At 34.2% G+C, this 17,085-nt stretch carries 17 protein-coding genes and 1 tRNA gene; 13 read left to right on the forward strand and 5 right to left on the reverse strand.

Annotated features, from left to right (window positions below; genetic code table 11):
* Nucleotides 1-42 precede the first annotated feature (42 nt).
* Genes MHHB_RS02775 through MHHB_RS02790 form a run of 4 tightly spaced genes read left to right on the forward strand, consistent with a single transcriptional unit; the run spans nucleotide 43 to nucleotide 1,888 of the window.
* A complete protein-coding gene (locus MHHB_RS02775) occupies nucleotides 43-261 on the forward strand; it encodes a hypothetical protein (RefSeq protein WP_131007103.1) in 219 nt (72 codons plus the stop codon).
* Between the two features lie 4 nt (nucleotides 262-265).
* Complete coding sequence (locus tag MHHB_RS02780) at nucleotides 266-1,084, forward strand: DsrE family protein (protein WP_131007104.1); 819 nt, start codon at nucleotides 266-268, stop codon at nucleotides 1,082-1,084.
* 21 nt (nucleotides 1,085-1,105) lie between these two features.
* Entirely contained in the window at nucleotides 1,106-1,516 is a 411-nt protein-coding gene (locus MHHB_RS02785; protein ID WP_229701908.1) for a hypothetical protein, read from the forward strand.
* A 39-nt stretch (nucleotides 1,517-1,555) separates the two neighbouring features.
* Nucleotides 1,556-1,888, forward strand: a complete 333-nt coding sequence (locus tag MHHB_RS02790; RefSeq protein ID WP_131007105.1) for a DUF5400 family protein — start codon at nucleotides 1,556-1,558, stop codon at nucleotides 1,886-1,888.
* Nucleotides 1,889-2,078: 190 nt separating this feature from the next.
* Here the strand turns inward: MHHB_RS02790 and MHHB_RS02795 are convergent, their stop codons facing one another.
* The gene (locus MHHB_RS02795) at nucleotides 2,079-3,134 is read right to left on the reverse strand and encodes a mechanosensitive ion channel family protein (protein ID WP_131007106.1); all 1,056 of its coding nucleotides are present in this window, start codon (nucleotides 3,132-3,134) and stop codon (nucleotides 2,079-2,081) included.
* Between the two features lie 311 nt (nucleotides 3,135-3,445).
* Nucleotides 3,446-4,351, reverse strand: a complete 906-nt coding sequence (gene pyrB, locus MHHB_RS02800; protein ID WP_131007107.1) for an aspartate carbamoyltransferase — start codon at nucleotides 4,349-4,351, stop codon at nucleotides 3,446-3,448.
* A 436-nt stretch (nucleotides 4,352-4,787) separates the two neighbouring features.
* Here pyrB and pscS point away from each other — a divergent pair, with 436 nt between their 5' ends.
* The 5 genes from pscS (at nucleotide 4,788) to tgtA (ending at nucleotide 10,795) form a co-directional block, all read left to right on the forward strand.
* A complete protein-coding gene (gene pscS, locus MHHB_RS02805; RefSeq protein WP_192893809.1) occupies nucleotides 4,788-5,927 on the forward strand; it encodes an O-phospho-L-seryl-tRNA:Cys-tRNA synthase in 1,140 nt (379 codons plus the stop codon).
* Between the two features lies 1 nt (nucleotide 5,928).
* Complete coding sequence (aroE, locus tag MHHB_RS02810; protein WP_131007108.1) at nucleotides 5,929-6,768, forward strand: shikimate dehydrogenase; 840 nt, start codon at nucleotides 5,929-5,931, stop codon at nucleotides 6,766-6,768.
* A 523-nt stretch (nucleotides 6,769-7,291) separates the two neighbouring features.
* Nucleotides 7,292-7,792 (forward strand): PUA domain-containing protein, encoded by a 501-nt coding sequence (locus MHHB_RS02815; RefSeq protein WP_131007109.1) that lies wholly within the window; start codon nucleotides 7,292-7,294, stop codon nucleotides 7,790-7,792.
* Between the two features lie 25 nt (nucleotides 7,793-7,817).
* Nucleotides 7,818-8,624, forward strand: coding sequence for a hypothetical protein (locus MHHB_RS02820; protein ID WP_131007110.1), 807 nt, complete (start codon nucleotides 7,818-7,820; stop codon nucleotides 8,622-8,624).
* Between the two features lie 200 nt (nucleotides 8,625-8,824).
* Entirely contained in the window at nucleotides 8,825-10,795 is a 1,971-nt protein-coding gene (gene tgtA, locus MHHB_RS02825) for a tRNA guanosine(15) transglycosylase TgtA (protein WP_131007111.1), read from the forward strand.
* Between the two features lie 413 nt (nucleotides 10,796-11,208).
* On the opposite strand, the gene MHHB_RS02830 is transcribed toward tgtA, so the two are convergent.
* Genes MHHB_RS02830 through proS form a run of 3 tightly spaced genes read right to left on the reverse strand, consistent with a single transcriptional unit; the run spans nucleotide 11,209 to nucleotide 13,919 of the window.
* Nucleotides 11,209-12,090 carry a damage-control phosphatase ARMT1 family protein gene (locus MHHB_RS02830; RefSeq protein ID WP_131007112.1) on the reverse strand — a complete coding sequence of 294 codons (882 nt, stop codon included), beginning with the start codon at nucleotides 12,088-12,090 and terminating at the stop codon, nucleotides 11,209-11,211.
* Nucleotides 12,091-12,109: 19 nt separating this feature from the next.
* Nucleotides 12,110-12,505 carry a fluoride efflux transporter CrcB gene (crcB, locus tag MHHB_RS02835; protein WP_131007113.1) on the reverse strand — a complete coding sequence of 132 codons (396 nt, stop codon included), beginning with the start codon at nucleotides 12,503-12,505 and terminating at the stop codon, nucleotides 12,110-12,112.
* Between the two features lie 19 nt (nucleotides 12,506-12,524).
* Nucleotides 12,525-13,919, reverse strand: a complete 1,395-nt coding sequence (gene proS / locus MHHB_RS02840; RefSeq protein ID WP_131007114.1) for a proline--tRNA ligase — start codon at nucleotides 13,917-13,919, stop codon at nucleotides 12,525-12,527.
* Between the two features lie 417 nt (nucleotides 13,920-14,336).
* Between proS and MHHB_RS02845 the strand changes: the two genes are divergently transcribed.
* The 4 genes from MHHB_RS02845 (at nucleotide 14,337) to MHHB_RS02860 (ending at nucleotide 17,085) form a co-directional block, all read left to right on the forward strand.
* Nucleotides 14,337-14,424, forward strand: a tRNA-Leu gene (locus MHHB_RS02845).
* Nucleotides 14,425-14,541: 117 nt separating this feature from the next.
* The gene (locus MHHB_RS02850; protein ID WP_131007115.1) at nucleotides 14,542-15,174 is read left to right on the forward strand and encodes a winged helix-turn-helix domain-containing protein; all 633 of its coding nucleotides are present in this window, start codon (nucleotides 14,542-14,544) and stop codon (nucleotides 15,172-15,174) included.
* Nucleotides 15,175-15,193: 19 nt separating this feature from the next.
* Nucleotides 15,194-16,126: a signal peptide peptidase SppA gene (gene sppA / locus MHHB_RS02855; RefSeq protein WP_131007116.1), complete on the forward strand. Its 933-nt coding sequence runs from the start codon at nucleotides 15,194-15,196 to the stop codon at nucleotides 16,124-16,126.
* A gap of 509 nt (nucleotides 16,127-16,635) precedes the next feature.
* Complete coding sequence (locus MHHB_RS02860; RefSeq protein WP_131007117.1) at nucleotides 16,636-17,085, forward strand: DUF2666 domain-containing protein; 450 nt, start codon at nucleotides 16,636-16,638, stop codon at nucleotides 17,083-17,085.

A 17,085-nucleotide genomic window follows, 5' to 3' on the forward strand; every position in this document is an offset into this window, starting at 1 on the left:
TTTATAATTTTTATTATAAGTAATATCAATATACTGATATCTATGAAACTACGGATACTCTGTAAATACAATAATCCAAAAAACATAGATGAAGATAGTCTTATAATAAACTGTGGTATATGTAGAGGTATGGATTTAAACTCTATTAATATTATATTAGAGGAATACCAAGATGAGATAGAAGAGATAGTTTATCCCGAATGCAATATCTTAAGGAATGTAATTAGAACAATAAAAAAAATAAATAAAAATAAACGATGATACGATGATAAGGGAGATATCTGTCAAGGGCTTAAGAAGTCCCGAAATATTGGTAGCATCCGTACTCAATAAGATGAAGAAGGGACTGCTAATTGTTGAAACAGAGGGGGAGTATCAGATAAAGGCCATAAAGGATCTTGCAGACAAGATGAACTATAAGATAGAGGTTGATAACAACGTCGTTAAAATACACGTTGGAGATATCGAGGCTTCACAATCTATAAACGTTGTTGGGGCAACCTGTCCAGGACCTATAATGATGGTATCAGATGTACTGGAGAAAATAGATGTTGGAGAAATATTAGAGATAATAGCAGGTAAAAATGCCCTAACCGATCTAACAGAGGGATTGAAAGGGATTGGTCATGAGATACTCTCTGTTGAAGAACTTGAAGATGGTAACTACAGAATACTGGTAAAGAAGGGAAAGAAGAAAGAGGAAGAACTCAAATCTGTAAATATAGATGAAATATTTATTATCAACACCACAGGTACTGGAAATGCAGAAAGGGCGTACTCTACCTTCATGATGGCAGATATTGCTCTAAGGATGAAGTTGAAACCAACTATATTTCTCATGTTAGATGGCGTCAGTTTAGCTCAGAAAGGTGAATGTGATAAGGTAAAACACCCTGCATTTCCCAAGTTAAGTGATCTAGTAAAGGAGGTTGTAAAGAAAGGTGTTAAAATTTACGTATGTGAGTTAAGTGCACAGTTTAGGGGAATTAGTAGAGAGAACTTAGAGGAAGGTTTCGAAATTGCAGGAGCACCTACGTTCTTCAACTATCTATCAAAACCCAACGTTAGACCAGTATGGTTATAAAATAACTTCGATGTGTTTATCATGAAAAAAATAGACCCTATATTCGTATCGGCCCTTTACTATGGGATAAATAAAGCCATAGTAAATATTATTGGTACAGGAGGTCAGGTTCTTGGAAGGGAAGCTTCAAGGAAAATGCTTGAGTTACTAAAGGAAGAGGATATAATAAAGGAAAACATGAAAGATGAAGATATAAAAGATACCTTCGTAAATATATTTGGTTTATCAGAAGACTTAAAAATTGAAAATAATAATGACGAAGTTATATTTCATGTTGTAAGACCTACTCTCTCTTTATTTTTGGAGAGGATAGCAAAAGAAAAAATACCCCTCTATATTTGTCCATTTATGTATTTACTTTCGGAAATATATTCCTATAACAAGGGATACAATTTGATGTTTAAAAATGTTCTACCCGAGGGGATACGGTAAAATTAATATTTAAAAAAGTAAAAAAATAAGGTGATTTAATTGAACACTATAATATCTTTAATATCCTTAGCAGTGATATTTGGAAGCATGTTCTCGGGATTTGCTACCTTTAGGTTAACAGGAATGAGACTCATGTATCATTTTGTATCTTTAATACTTGCTTTTATATTTACTTTGCTTTCTTTGATAGTCTCCAACAGTATAATATTTTATATTGCAGTACTTTTACAGATACTCACTCCATTTACTATATGTGGTACAATCTGTAATATCTTAAAAACACAGTTCCAAAATACTGGGATATACTCTGCTCACCTAGGTTTTATGGGAATATTACTCATTTTAGCACTGGGTAATTTATTAATTTCCTAATATATTATTATTTTTATTTATTATTATATTTTTTTTATTATATTATATTTTTTATAATTAAGTCTTGGACAAAACTATTTTATAAATGATTAAGTGTTAAAAAATAAAAAACTCAATAATTCTCAGGAAATATCCTGACAATGGACACAGTCAATGGATTTATTTCCTTAGTATGATATATTGATATTCTTTAACAATTTTTATTCAATTTGTTTTTTGCTTTATTGTTATTAAAATTTTTATCGTTATCATTTTCAAAAAATACATCTTCCCACTTTCTATCTTTCAACTTGGACCTGTATATAATCTCCATATGTGGATAAGCTATCTCCACATCTTTCTCTTTATTGATCTTTTCAAGTATTCTACTTAAAATCTCGGTCTTTACGTCTGCCCACTCAAAGGTATTTACTAAGTATCTAACCTTTAACTCGATACCGCTATCTAAAAAATTCACCCTGAGAATAGGTTTATCGTATACTTTTGCATTTGTGAAGGGCCTAGGTTTATTCCTCCAGATCTCTGCTAACTCCTTCATAAGATCTCCTACTACTTCTTCACAGGCCTCCAAAACTAACTTCTTCGCCTTCTCAAAGTTGCTCTCGTAGGTAACTACTACCTTAACGTTATCCCAAATATAGGGAGATCCCCTGGTGTAGTTAGTTATGGAGTTAGTGAGCACATAGGCATTTGGTATTATAAGATTTCTCCCAGTAGGCTCTCCAACAACTTCCCTTAAGTATATATGCATGGTGTCTATCTTGTATACGTCCCCCATTCCTATATCCTTTATATATATCCTGTCGTTTATCTTGAAGGGCCTTGTTATAACTATATTTATCCACCCTGCAAAGTTCATAATAGGTCTCTGGAGTGCAAAGGTGAGAGCTGCACCTATAATACCAAGAGACATTAAAAGGGAACCTATGTTGTTGTATATAATTGAAAGTCCTATTAATCCGGCGACAAACCATGTTGTATATTTAAAAACTGATGCAAAAATTGGATAATCTCTTAATTCTCCCTTCTTTTCAAAGAACCTCTTTATCAGTTCAAGGGAGATATCTAGGAATATCAAGGTACCAAGTATCAGAATAACCGTTATGATTATTTCATTAATATACACTTCTAAGGAAGAAAAATATTCGAATATATTCAACTTAATACTCAAGTAATATAGTATAATAATCAAGGCCAAAACCTTTATTAGAAATTTACCCCGGAATAGGATTCTTCTGTCTATCATAGCCTTCCCAGATGATGGAGTTTAATAGTTCCAACTTTCTATTAAGAATCCTCGAAAAAGAACAATCTCCTTGGATTGCATTTTATTTTTATTACCATGGTGTTTATAATTTTTACTATGATAATCAGCCTCGCTCCATTAAAGGTAATAGGATAAATAACGAGAGTTACTACTCTAATTCCTAATAATTGCAATAAATAATAAATCTATTTTTTTGAACACTGTAGATACTATATAATAAAACAAATTACTTTCTCCCCCGTATCTTCCTGAACATTAAAGTATCATTCCTACTGTATCTTCGATTGTCTCTATTCCAACAACATCTTCAGTATAGCCATTCTAACTGGTACCCCGTAAAAGGACTGCTGGAAGTACTTCGCCTGTGGGAGGTTATCTATCCTTGGATCTATCTCATCTACCCTTGGTAGTGGATGCATAACTATAAGGTCTTTATCCTTAACGTGCTCCAATGTAAGTTTATACTTCCCCTTCACCCTCTGATATTCGTTTAGATCTGGAAACCTTTCCTTCTGTATTCTCGTTACATAAACTACATCTACATCCTCCAGATCTATAGTTTCCGTCTCATAGAACTTTACATCCTTCTCGAGGAGATCGGCTACTATTTCCTTAGGTATCCTAAGTTCTTCAGGAGATATAAACTTTATCTCAACGTCTTCAAAGAGAGATAGAGCATAACATAGTGAGTGGACAGTTCTCCCATACTTTAAGTCTCCTAAGAAGGCCACCGTAATCCCGTCTATTTTTCCAACTTCTCTTTTTATAGTATACAGATCAAGTAGTGTCTGGGTGGGATGTTGATTTGAACCGTCTCCAGCATTGATCACAGGAACAGTTGAATACTCACTGGCTAACCTTGCAGCACCTTCACATGGATGCCTTATTGTTATTATGTCTACGTAGTCACTTACTACTCTTATAGTATCTATTAAGCTCTCTCCCTTCATAACTGAAGTATTCCTTATATCGGTAAATCCGATAACCGAACCTCCCAATCTCTTCATAGCAGTTTCAAAAGATAGTCTCGTCCTTGTAGATGGTTCATAAAACAGTGTAGCGAGTATTTTACCCTCCATAATTTTTAAGGATTTTTTAGAATTTAGAATATTCTCCATCTCCTTGGATTCATCCAAGATGTTTAAAATCTCCTCTTTTCTAATATCCCTGATAGATATCAGATGTTTTAAACCCACAAGAATCACCCTTACATTTGTAAAAACAACCTATAGTCAACATCTTAAACTTGTCCTTAAAATTTATTCCAAAAAATCCCTCTAAGAAGGTGTTTCTCTCTTCTCAGTTAAACCTCAATTACAAAAAGAAATTATTTCTATATAATAATAAATTCTATAAAATTTTTTTATTTTTTATATTATTTTTTAACTGCCACTTTGATGGAGACTAAGGTTTATATATCAATTATACCAATAAGGTCATTAAATAATAAAGATATTAATAATAAATTAATAATAAAATATTAAATAATAAAAACAGAAATTTCAAGATCGTCCAATCACTCAGAAAATTGACTAAAAGTACTTGTCCATATTTTTATCTTCTCTTCTATCTTGTGTTAGAATTATAATGTACTATTTTATTGTAGTTAAGTTCTTATTTTAAGGTGATCCAATGGAAATAAACTTGGACAAGTATAGAAACCTCAGTAGACACCTTGGAAGAGAATATATAAATTTAAACCCTATACAGAGGGGAGGGATTCTCCCTGTGGAAGCTAAGAAGGTAATTTATGAATACTGGGATGGTTACAGTGTATGTGACTACTGTGGAGGACGTTTAGACGAAATAAGGACTCCTCCAATATACGAGTTCCTAGAGGATGTTTCTAAGTTCTTAGATATGGATATATCTAGGCCCACCCATGGAGCTAGAGAGAGTAAGTTTATAGTTATGCACTCTATATGTAAAGAAGGGGACTATGTAATATTGGATGAAAACGCTCACTACACTTCTTATGTGGCTATAGAGAGGGCGAGGTTGAACTACGTCACAGTGAAGAACGATGGATATCCTACCTATCAGATAGAGCCTGAAAGGTATAAGGAGGCTATAGATAGGTTGGAGGATGAAGGAAAGAGTATAGGTTTAATACTACTTACCCATGTAGACGGATCCTATGGCAATCTAAGTGATGCCGAGAAGGTTGGAAAGATAGCCAAGAAAAGGAGGTATCCATTTCTCCTAAACTGTGCTTATACAGTTGGGAGGATGCCGGTCAAGGGGAAAAAGTTAAAGGCGGATTTTCTAGCCTGTTCGGGACATAAGAGTATGGCAGCATCTGGTCCAATAGGTATTCTCTCCATAAGGGAGGAGTTTGCAGAGGAGGTACTAAGAAGGTCTAAGAACCATCCTAAGAAAGAAGTAGAACTCCTAGGATGTACAAGTAGAGGGGTACCTCTCCTCTCCCTTATAGCAAGTTTTCCATACGTTGTTGAGAGGGTTAAGAAGTGGGAAGAAGAATTAAAGAAAACCAGATATGTGGTAGATAGGTTGGAGGAGATAGGCTTTAAACAGTTAGGTATGAAACCGAAGGAGCATGATCTCATTAAATTTGAGACACCTGTACTTGAGGAGATGTCTAAGAGAAATAAGAGGAGAGGTTTCTTCTTTTACGAGGAGTTGAAGAAGAGAGGTATTGGAGGCATAGTGCCAGGGGTTACAAAGGAGATAAAGATAAGTGTTTATGGGTTAACCTGGGAACAGGTGGAGTACGTAGTCGATACTATTATAGAGATAGTGGAGAAGTGTTAATATGATAGACTCTAAAACTAAACTTCTAGGACTTATAGGACATCCAGTAGAACACTCCCTATCTCCTATTATGCACAATAAAGCTCTAAGAGATAAAAATTTGAACTATGTATACCTGGCCTTCGACGTCCATCCTGATAGGTTGAAGTACGTAGTAGATGGTGCAAAGGCACTGGGGACATTTAGAGGTTTTAACGTAACAGTGCCCCATAAGGTAGAGATTATAAAGTATCTAGATGAGTTAGATAGAGAAGCTAGACTTATAGGGGCTGTCAATACTGTAAAGATAGAGAATGATAAAGCAATTGGATACAACACAGATGGTTTAGGTGCCCGTATGTCTCTTGAGGAGGAGATAGGGAAAGTAAAGAATAGAGATATCCTTATAGTAGGTGCAGGTGGTGCTGCAAGGGCGGTTGCCTTTGAACTGGCAAAGGATAACAACATCACCATAGTGAATAGAACTCTTGAGAGGGCTAAACTTCTAGCAGAAGAGATCTCTAGAAAGTTAAATAGAAGTGTAGATTACGGAGATCTAAATGTAGATGTAGGGAACTACGAGATAGTTATCCATACTACACCAGTTGGTATGTATCCTCATATTAATGCAGAACCTGTGATAGATGTGAATAATATACGTAGTGATATGGTGGTTATGGATCTTATATACAACCCAAGGGAGACTGTACTACTTAGGGAGGCTAAAAAGAGAGGAGCAAAGGCTATCAACGGTATTGGGATGTTGGTATATCAGGGAGCCTTGGCCTTTGAGATATGGACAGGTGTAAAACCAGATGTTGAAGTTATGAAGAGAACTTTAGATATTGAATCACTAAGATAACCAATAAATGTCCTATAACTTTAATATTTTAAACAGGGTACCTAACAAACTCCTTTTTAAACTAGCAATAACTATCAAGAACTTTAATCAATAATTGATTAATATAAATTATTATGATGGAAAATAATAATAAAAATAGAAAAAAGGTTTTAAAAATAATACTTAGAAGAAAAAAATATATAAAAATAGTTTTTTGCCCATAACTATACATTTCACTTTGTTTCTCAAATATTAATTTCTTTGTTTGTTAGATACCTTTTTAAACATAAATTATTTATAACCAAATATACAACAATTTGATCCCTATTAAGAATTTCAATAAAATAAAAAATTATAATTGTAAAAATCTTCTTTTTTATGTCCATAGGAAATTCTGAGAGAGAAGAGAGATTCCTTCACTATGTTTCTGTCCTGGTGTTTTTGGACAACGAGATGAGAGCAAAATTCGCCACTACTTGGAGTTATTATCACAATATCTGAGATAGGTAAGGTTGTATATCTAATCAAGGTGGAACATGGGAACATGAAATACAGAGAGTTAAACTTTGAAGAAATAAAAAGTATAAAAAATATATTAAATTACTATCTCAGTAGGGAAGCTATAGAAAATTTTAAATTCGAGAATTTATATCTCCTATATGATAAGGATAGATACGATGTTATTTATACTACTAAGGAAGTTTTAAAAAATCTGAAGTTATTTAAGAGTGTCTATGGAGCAGGTTTGATATTTGGAAGTTTTAAAAAGAGCAAAGATAAGGTTAAATTTACACTGTCCTTAGAAGGGATGACTCTTATTTCCAGGGATATTGTTAAAAACTACGCTATGGTGAATAGAAAAGGAGAGGTTCTCTTTTTATATGGTAGGGATATATTCATGTCTTCTGTTTTGGAGTTGAAAGGCGGAGGGAGGTTGGCTATATTTAACATAGATAGGGAGTTTCTCGGTATTGGTAACTACGGGGGAGGAAAGATCATTAAGAACGTTATAGATAAGGGATGGTATTTGAGAGAAGGTGGATAAATATATAAAAATTTTCAGTGATACTATGGAATCTAAAAGGCTTATAAAAAGGATATTGAAGGATATCTATAGAAATTTAGACGAATATTCCAAGGATCTTATAAGAGCTTGTAATTACAACGTAAAATTCCAGGGCTTGTTTTTAGTAGATAAGGATACAGGAAAGAGAAGAGATGTAAAATCCCTAGAGGACTGTGAGTCTCTACCATCCTTCAAGGTGGAGGACAGGGAGTATATTCTCAAAGGAGTTAACTTAGAAGATTTCCATAACGACACCTTAGAGATACTCCTATCTTCAAAGACATCTAAAGAGTACTCTTTCAAGGTAGATGAGAACTACAAGGTTATTAGACCTAACAGGGATATAACATACGAACACAGAGAGAGAATATTGAAGTGGAATGAACTCTCTGAAGAGGAGTTGGATAAAAAACTTGATAGGTTCTACGATATTGTAGAGAAAATTAGCGAGGATCTAAAGAAGATAGAGGGAATGGAAAATCACAATTTTATAGTATATACAGATATATTTATGGATCTGGACGTTATGGAAAATATCGTAGAGAAAGATGGAGATATGACTATAATCTGGATACATCCCCTCTACCTCTTCTCCAGTGAAGGTGTTTTGAAAGGTATTGTAGCTTACGAGTTATCCTCCTACAACAGAAAGATCTTAGAGGAGTTTTACAGGGATATCGTGGAGTACTGTGTAGAGTATAAAAAGCTCTTCGGTAAGAACTTGAATATTATCAGTAAGATAAAGGATATTGCTATAAAGAGGAAGGATAAAGAGGTTATAGCTATTATAAAGGAGATAGAAGAGATGTAGGGATTTTTTATTATTTTTCAAATCTAAAAATCTAGGTATATTTAATAGTTTTATTCGTTTTTATCTCATCTCCATTAAGATTTTTTAATTATAATTATTTTTTATTCATCCTTTTAATTCTACGTTAATAGACTAGAGTTATGTTTATTATTACTTTTTAACACCATATAGCAGAAACATCAAAAAGAACAGGTGATTCTATGTTTCAAATAAAGGCGAGAGATGGACTCGGAAAAATCGGAAAATTGGAGATAAACGGTAAAACAATTGAAACACCGACAATAATGCCTGTTATACATCCTGACCCAGATAAGCAACTCGTCCCCATGGAGACCGTTAAAAAACTTGCAGATGTGGTAATTACAAACTCCTATATAATATACTCTAAACCAGAACTTAGGGAGATAGCGGAGAAAAAAGGTGTCCATAAGTTGATAGGATTTGATAAAGTGGTTGTTACAGACAGTGGTTCCTTCCAACTTAGTGTATATGGTAGTATAGATGTGAAACCTTTAGAAATCGTGGAGTTCCAGGAGAAGATAGGTGTAGATGTAGGAACTATATTGGACATACCCACACCACCTTATGCAGACAGAGAGAGGGCAGAGAAGGAGATGGAGGAAACTATAAGGAGAGGTAGGGAATCTCTTGAGTTAAAGAGGGAGAACAACTACAAAATGCTCCTAAATGGGACTATACAGGGATCTACATATATGGATCTTAGAAGAAGATGTGCTGAAATCATGGGAAGTATGAATTTCGACATATACCCTATAGGTGCAGTTGTACCCCTTTTAGAGAAATATGACTATAAAACTCTTGTAGATGTTATCCTCAACTCAAAGATGGGTCTGCCTACTAACAAACCTGTCCACCTCTTTGGATGTGGACATCCTACTCTATTTGCCATCTCCGTCCTCCTGGGATGTGATCTATTTGACAGTGCAGCCTACGCTCTCTACGCCAAGGACGACAGATACCTAACAGAGAATGGAACCTACTATTTAGAGGATTTAAAGGACCTTAAACAGTTCCCATGCTCCTGTCCAGTTTGTAGTGAGTACTCCCCAAGAGAAGTATACAATATGGATAAGAAGGAGAAGGAGAAGGTACTGGCGGAACATAACCTGTACGTTACCTTTGAGGAGATGAGTAGGGTTAAGGAGGCTATCAGAGAGGGGGCTCTTTGGGAATTGGTGGAGTTGAGGTGTAGAAGTCATCCAAGATTGTTGGAGGCATACAGGCAGGCGTTGAAGTACGTTGAATTTATAGAGAAGTTCGATCCTGTCACTAAGAAGTCTGGGTTTTTCTACAGTGGATACGAGAGTCTATTTAGACCTGAAGTGATAAGACATAAGGAGAGGATTCATAGGATAAGATTTGAGAAGATATATATAACTACAGTGTCGAAGGATGTAGAGAAACCCTACAGTGAGAACCTCAAGATCCTCCCAAGTGACGTGGATATCCTTGTAAAGGATGACGTATTTGGATTGATACCACTAAATATAGATCTTATCTACCCATTACTTCAAAGTGAGGTACCTGAACTCTACGATATTGAAAAGAGTCACAATAAGAAATTTGTGAAGGAGTTCATTGAGAGATATAAGGACAGGATAATGGATATCGTTACTTATAACTACTACATCAGTTACTACAACTCCAAGGAGAATAAAAAGAAGATAAATAGCGATATTATAAAGATAGACAGGATGCTCCAGTATCAATACGGGTTTAAGATATTGGATGAAGAGGTTATAAAAAGAATAATAGTGAGGAGAAGTAAGAGGACAGGATGGATAAGGAATGTGCTTATAGTTAAAGATGGTGAGAAAAAGGTTTTATTCACCTTGAGATCTTACGACAACTTTCTCATACCTACAGCGGAAGGGGCAAAACTACTACATAGTAAAATACCATATCCAAAGTATAGGGTTGTTGTAGATAGATCTGTTGAGAGGTTTGCAAGGGAGGGTAGATCTGTATATGCTAAGTTCGTTGTAGACTGTGATAGGGATCTTAGACCTTACGAAGAGGTACTTGTTGTAAATGAGGACGACGAACTCCTGGGATACGGCACTACTATACTCAACGGTAGGGAATTGATGGAATTTAACTACGGTGTCGCAGTTGATATGAGAGGGGGAATCAGTGATAAAGAGCAATAAACATAACGATAATAAAAAAATATAAAAAATAATAAAAAAATAATATAGAAAAAAGTTTTAAAATAAAAAACTCCTATCATTCCAGATATAAAATTTTATAAAGAAATTGAAGGAAGGAAATCTTCTGAATATCTTCTAGCTATAAATACTGGATTTTTTATAGTTATGAACAAAATAATCCATACTAAACAGTAACTATCTAGGACTTCCAATAAAAATAAAACTTCTAATAAAAATAAAAATAATATAAAAATAATTTTATGGAATTTCTATTATAACAAAATAAAAGAATTTTAAATATAAAATAAAAAATTATAACAGATAATATAAAGTTTAATATACAATCCCTTAGACTACATAATGTACTGAAAAAGTAAACCTACCTTTTAAGAGTTTTTTATGACTTGACTATGTTATTTTTGTAACTTTTTTAAAAGTATGTTGTCACCAACTTCAACATCTATAAACTGAGCTACAGGTAAACACTTGGCCTTAAATATATAATATACAGGTTTGTCAATGGAGTATTCAGTTAAACTCTCAAAGTTACCCATTCCCTTGGCTATAATTATATCTGCCCTCTTAAACTCTTTTAAGAACTCCTCAGAAGATTCCTCCAAATTGACACCTATAACATCACAACCTGTTGTTACTACCTTCACCACTTTATCAAGACCTACGTATCTCGCATCTTCTAAGGTGGCGTCGTTCAATATAGGACCTCCCTTTACAGAAGCCACAACCTCACAGTATTCCTTCAACTCTTCAAGGAGTATCTTATCAAATAGTATCTCACCTGCGTTATCACATATGTAAAGTATCCTATCATATTCCTTTAGATCTTCAAGTAGTTCCCTACTATGATCGATCTTTAAATCTTCTTCTAATGTCTCCTTTAACTTCCTGTCTATATCTACATCTGTGCTGTAGGGTCCAAAGTCTATTACATTCCCTGCTATGGCTAATTTTATCTTATACCTCAGCCTCTCCAAGGGAGGTTTATAGTTATACTTTTTTAAACTCTCCTCTATACTCTTTATATATTCTATAGCCAACTTATTCGCCCTATCTTTTAGATACCTGTAAGGATCCCTATTACCACTTATCTTCTTGAGGTATCTATGCACCTCAGTCCCCATCCAGGCTGGAACAGCGTCAGGACCATAAACCTTCTTTATACATGAGAGAGTAGAACTTATCAATTTAAACTGTACTTCCTCCTCCTTAGATATCTCTTTAACAGCATCTACAACCTGTCTTACAATACATATGGCACACTCTGGTTTAATCTTCAAAGGACCACCCTTTAAATTTTTATACCTCTCTAAAGAGGAAGATAGACAAAGATTTACCTAAATATACTGCTAATATACATCCTACAACATTTAATAGAATATTCAACACCATCTTACCGATAAAACCCTTTTCCAGTAGAAAAAGATTCTCGTAACTGAATGTGGAAAAGGTAGATAGAGCTCCACAGAATCCTGTAACGATAAGAAGTCTATAATGAGGATAGATCTCGTTTAGTGGAGAATACATAAAAAACCCCATTATAAAACTACCTATTAAATTGACACCCAAAATCCCCATGGGCATTTCAAATGCTGGGGGTATAATATTACTTAGTATATACCTAAATACCGCTCCAAGGAATCCTCCAAACCCAATTATAAGTATCTCTTTTAGATTTTGAGACAACTCCAACATGATACTGACACCTAAATACTTAATAAGTCCTTCCCACTGTGATGTATTTTTCTCCCCTGTACTCGGTTATTCCAAGGATGGAAGCTTCTATCTTCTCCTCAAAATCTTCTCTATATACCTTCTCACTGTATGGTATTAACACTATTCCTTTTTTCTCCTTAAGTGTTTCCTTAACTCTACATGCTATTTCTTCTATAGGAATATCTGCATTATAATCAACAATAGTAATATATCTCTCTATCTTCTCTTTAGCCTTTTTTCTCATGTTATCCTTTATTTTCTCTAATAGATCCAGTATTTCGTCCATGATCTTATCTTCCCCTACATGATACTTCTCCCCGGTATCCCTCCTGTAGATGGTGACCACTTTATTCTCTATGTCCTTTGGACCAACCTCTATCCTGACTGGTACTCCCCTAAGTTCCCAGTCGTTGAACTTCCTACCTGGCCTGATATCCCTATCATCTATCTTTACCCTAACTCCTGCCTCCTTCAACAGGCTGTACAATTTCCGAGTTTTATCATATACTATCTCTTTCTTCCCCTTAAATAGCAAAGGTATTATAATTACCTGAATTGGGGCAACGTTAGGAGGTAAAATTAGGCCCTTCTCATCCCCATGAATTGCTATAATGGAAGCTATAGCCCTGTCAGATATACCGTAACATGTCTGATAGACATAATCCTTTCCACCCTCCAAGGTTTCAAACTCTAAATCAAAAGTTCTTGAGAAGTTCTGCCCTAAGTTATGGACAGTACCTATCTGTATCACTCTGCCATCTGGAAATACAGTATCGAAGGCGACTGTATATTCAGCACCTGGAAATTTATCCCACTCTGGTCTTCTAGATACAATAACCGGAATACCTAATTCGTTGAAAAACTCTCTGTATATCTCTATAGCCTCTTTAACCTGGTTTTCAGCCTCTTCCATTGTTGTATGGGCGGTATGTGCTTCCTTAAATGTCATTATCTCTCTCAACCTTATAAGGGGCCTTGTATGTTTTGTCTCGTATCTGAAGGTATTTACAATCTGGAATATCTTTATAGGTAGATCCTTATGCACCTTTATCCAGAGTTTCATCATATAGTATATAGGTGTTTCAGAGGTTGGTCTCAGTGCAAGTTTTATCTCTAGAGGCTTTTTCCCCCCATGGGTTACCCAGAATACCTCATTTTCAAATCCCTTTATATGTTCCCCTTCCTTAGCAAGGAGATCTTCTGGAATAAGTAGAGGAAAGAGAACTTCTTCATGTCCTTTTTCTTCTAACAGTCTCCTTAATATGTCAAAGGTGTATCTTCTAATTTTAAATCCATACGGTAGATAGACTCCACAGCCCTTTATAGGATATCTGACATCGTATATTTCAGCCTTCTCTAGTATCTCACTGTACCACTCTGAGAAGTTTTCCACGTTATCACCTCTGTCATCCTTTTACGGGATTAAGTATATAATTAATTTAGACTATTTATAATTAAATTTATAATTAAATTATAAAGATCTCTGGAAAAGTAGAAAAACATTATTAATCCTGACCATAGGAAAAGAGAATTTGCAAGATATACCCAGGACAAGATATAGAGATGAAAAGTTAAACAATAACAAAAAGATAAATAAAAAATTCAATATTGAACTTTATTAAAGATTAGAACCTTGAAACACAGATCCATTAAAATCTTCTAATTCGTTCCATCTAAATATTTAATGAAGAAGTTAAAGAGATCGTATCTCCTACTCTTCTTCTTAATTAGAACCAACAGTCAAAGGTTCAACACTTATTAACCGAAAACTTTATATATATGTTTGTTATATCTAATGATGAATTTGGGCGCAGGGGTTGTCGAGCCTGGCCAAAGACGCAGGACTTAAGATCCTGTCCCATAGGGGTTCGGGGGTTCAAATCCCCCCCCCTGCACCATTTTTTATTTTCAGTAATTATATCGATTGATTTATATATATTGTTATATATAGTTTTTGTTACTTTTTTATACTATTAACTAGTTATAAAGTTAAATATAACTCCCTAGGTGAAGGCATGACCAGATGGACCGCATACAAAATTAAACCAGTGGAATTTTTAGAGAGTGAAATAGTAGGTAACACTCTAATAATAGAGGGTAAAAGAATACACCGTGTTAGAATATTGGGAGAAGTAAAGAGAGTTTCTGAAACCTCTATACTTACATTTGAATTAGAAGAGGGAATAACTGTTAAGGACTTTGAAAAGAAAGGAAAAAATATTAAAGAGAAAGATCTTGTAGATATAATTGGAAAAGTTGGTTACTTTGAGGGCTCTCCTTATATTTCTTTAGAGCTCTATAAGGTAAGGAACGAGAATAAAGAGAAATGGAGAGAGTTGAGAGACCTTGAGATCGAGATAACAAGAAAGTATATAAAAGACGAAGATGAAAAAACTCCCGGGGATTACAGTAAAGATGACAGAGAAGATCTTATAACTGAGGAAATACAGAAAGATGTGTACAAGGAAGGGATTGATAATAAGGATATAGTTTTGAAGGTAATAAAAGATAGGAAATCTGTAGAATATGAAGAGTTATTGAAGGTAGTTAAAATAGATGAATATGAACTTGATAAAATTCTAGAGGAACTTCTGGAAAAGGGTTATATATATGAACCTAAGGCTGGTCTCTATAAAACAGTTGACTAAATAATAACAGTGTGGTAAGATGAAAAAGATATATATAATAATAGGAATATTTTTTATACTAATTGTACTACTATTATTAATCGTCATTGGAACAGTTATCTTACTTTTAGGTATCGGTGAGAATCCAGCGGGCAATATTGCAAGGATAGACATAGACGGAGTACTAACACTTCAGCCCGAGGGCACCTATCCCTTCAGGGAGGAGATAAGTGTCGAGGATTATATAGAGGCCTTGGATAAGGCAGAAATGGATCCTAACATCAAAGCTATAATTTTAAGGGTAAACAGTCCTGGAGGAGAGGTTATAGCAAGTGAGAAACTTGCAAGAAAGATTAAAGAAGTATCAGAAAAGAAACCTGTAGTAGCCTACGTTGAAACCATAGCTACTTCCGGAGCTTATATGGCAATAGCACCTGCAAACTGTATAGTGGCGGAGAAACATTCTATTGTTGGTAGTATTGGAGTTAGGATGGACGTGATCCAGTACTACGAACTTATGAGAAAACTTGGTATAAATGTAACTGTAATAAAGGCTGGGAAATATAAAGATATCTGTTCTCCCTACAGACCCATGACACCAGAAGAGAAGAAATACCTAGAACATATGATAAATGAGACTTATATAGATTTTGTTAGATGGGTAGCAGAGAACAGAAACATGACAGTTGAAGAAACTCTAAAAGTTGCTAATGGTAAGATATATTCTGGATACGATGCTAAAAAGGCTGGTCTTGTAGACTACGTAGGGACTGAAGAAGATGCAGTAAAGATAGCCCAGAAGTTGGCAAATATATCCCACCCAATGGTTGTAGATTACACACCTCATATATATACCGGATTCTTTAACTTAATGTCAAGTTTGGCATATAGTTTAGGTTATGGGATAGGGAAAGGTTTTGGTGAAATATGGATAGAGACACATACATTCTATCCTCCTAGTGTAACCTACTAGAAATTATCAGAGACTTGGAGTTTTGAAAGGAGTGATAGTCAATAAAATATGATTATAGTGATAAACAAAACTTTTTAAATTAAAAATAACCATCCATTACCTCCAATAAAAATAATTATAGAAAAAATATAATTAAAAATAAAAATAAAAATTCTTAAAACATTTTAAATAAAGAATATAAAAGGCACAAAATAATCTCTTACTCCTGGACTACATGGAGTACTGGAAAGCAGGGCAGAATTCTGTTAATCGTTCTTCTTATAAGTTTTTTACCTCTTTTTATCATTTTTTGTTATTTCTCTTTATGTTTATATTATATTAAAATATTTTATTTTTATTTATTTGTTTATAACTATAAAAAGTGAAGTTTTATTTTATATCTTGTTGTTCTGATCCTCCGCTACTTTTTAGGCCTAACTTACCTAGAGAACGATCTTAATAGCATTTTTCTCTCTCTTTTATGTAAATTAAATCTACCTTCACATATAAAAATTTAGTGAGGTGATATTATTACTACTGTAAAAAAGGATGATAATGAGAATATACAGTTTAGGGTAAAAAAGGGAAATTGGTTTGTTGTTAAAAAGATGGATATCGATGAAAATACTGAAGACATAGATATTGCAAGGATGTTGATATCTATAAATGAGACAGTGGATAGAAAGATAATGGAGTATCTTCCTTTCGATATGAAGAAACTTGAAGAGATCGCTGATGAGATATACAAAAAGAAGGGCAAAATAAAAAATGAAGATATAGTGGAGGTTATCAAGAAGTTAAAATCTCCTAAAATAACCAGGAGATTGAGGAAAATAACAGACTCCAAGGAAGGTGTGGAAATACTTGGGATTATCCTGAATAGAATTGTATTAGAGAGGTTAGGTATCAAGACGAGAATAGATACTAAACTTATAGATAGATATATAGAGAAAGCACGGAATCTAGAAATTAAGGGATAA

The organism is Methanofervidicoccus abyssi, assembly GCF_004310395.1.
Taxonomy (GTDB): Archaea; AGJL01; Methanococci; order Methanococcales; family Methanococcaceae; genus Methanofervidicoccus; species Methanofervidicoccus abyssi.

Excerpts from the sequence above, each read along its gene's own strand:
- aroE (WP_131007108.1), top strand. The coding sequence starts at position 5,929 with ATGATAGACTCTAAAACTAAACTTCTAGGACTTATAGGACATCCAGTA.
- MHHB_RS02785 (WP_229701908.1), top strand. The coding sequence starts at position 1,106 with ATGAAAAAAATAGACCCTATATTCGTATCGGCCCTTTACTATGGGATA.
- pscS (WP_192893809.1), top strand. The coding sequence starts at position 4,788 with ATGGAAATAAACTTGGACAAGTATAGAAACCTCAGTAGACACCTTGGA.
- MHHB_RS02850 (WP_131007115.1), top strand. The coding sequence starts at position 14,542 with ATGACCAGATGGACCGCATACAAAATTAAACCAGTGGAATTTTTAGAG.
- sppA (WP_131007116.1), top strand. The coding sequence starts at position 15,194 with ATGAAAAAGATATATATAATAATAGGAATATTTTTTATACTAATTGTA.
- MHHB_RS02820 (WP_131007110.1), top strand. The coding sequence starts at position 7,818 with ATGGAATCTAAAAGGCTTATAAAAAGGATATTGAAGGATATCTATAGA.
- crcB (WP_131007113.1), bottom strand. The coding sequence starts at position 12,505 with ATGTTGGAGTTGTCTCAAAATCTAAAAGAGATACTTATAATTGGGTTT.
- tgtA (WP_131007111.1), top strand. The coding sequence starts at position 8,825 with ATGTTTCAAATAAAGGCGAGAGATGGACTCGGAAAAATCGGAAAATTG.
- MHHB_RS02775 (WP_131007103.1), top strand. The coding sequence starts at position 43 with ATGAAACTACGGATACTCTGTAAATACAATAATCCAAAAAACATAGAT.
- MHHB_RS02815 (WP_131007109.1), top strand. The coding sequence starts at position 7,292 with ATGAAATACAGAGAGTTAAACTTTGAAGAAATAAAAAGTATAAAAAAT.
- MHHB_RS02795 (WP_131007106.1), bottom strand. The coding sequence starts at position 3,134 with ATGATAGACAGAAGAATCCTATTCCGGGGTAAATTTCTAATAAAGGTT.
- MHHB_RS02780 (WP_131007104.1), top strand. The coding sequence starts at position 266 with ATGATAAGGGAGATATCTGTCAAGGGCTTAAGAAGTCCCGAAATATTG.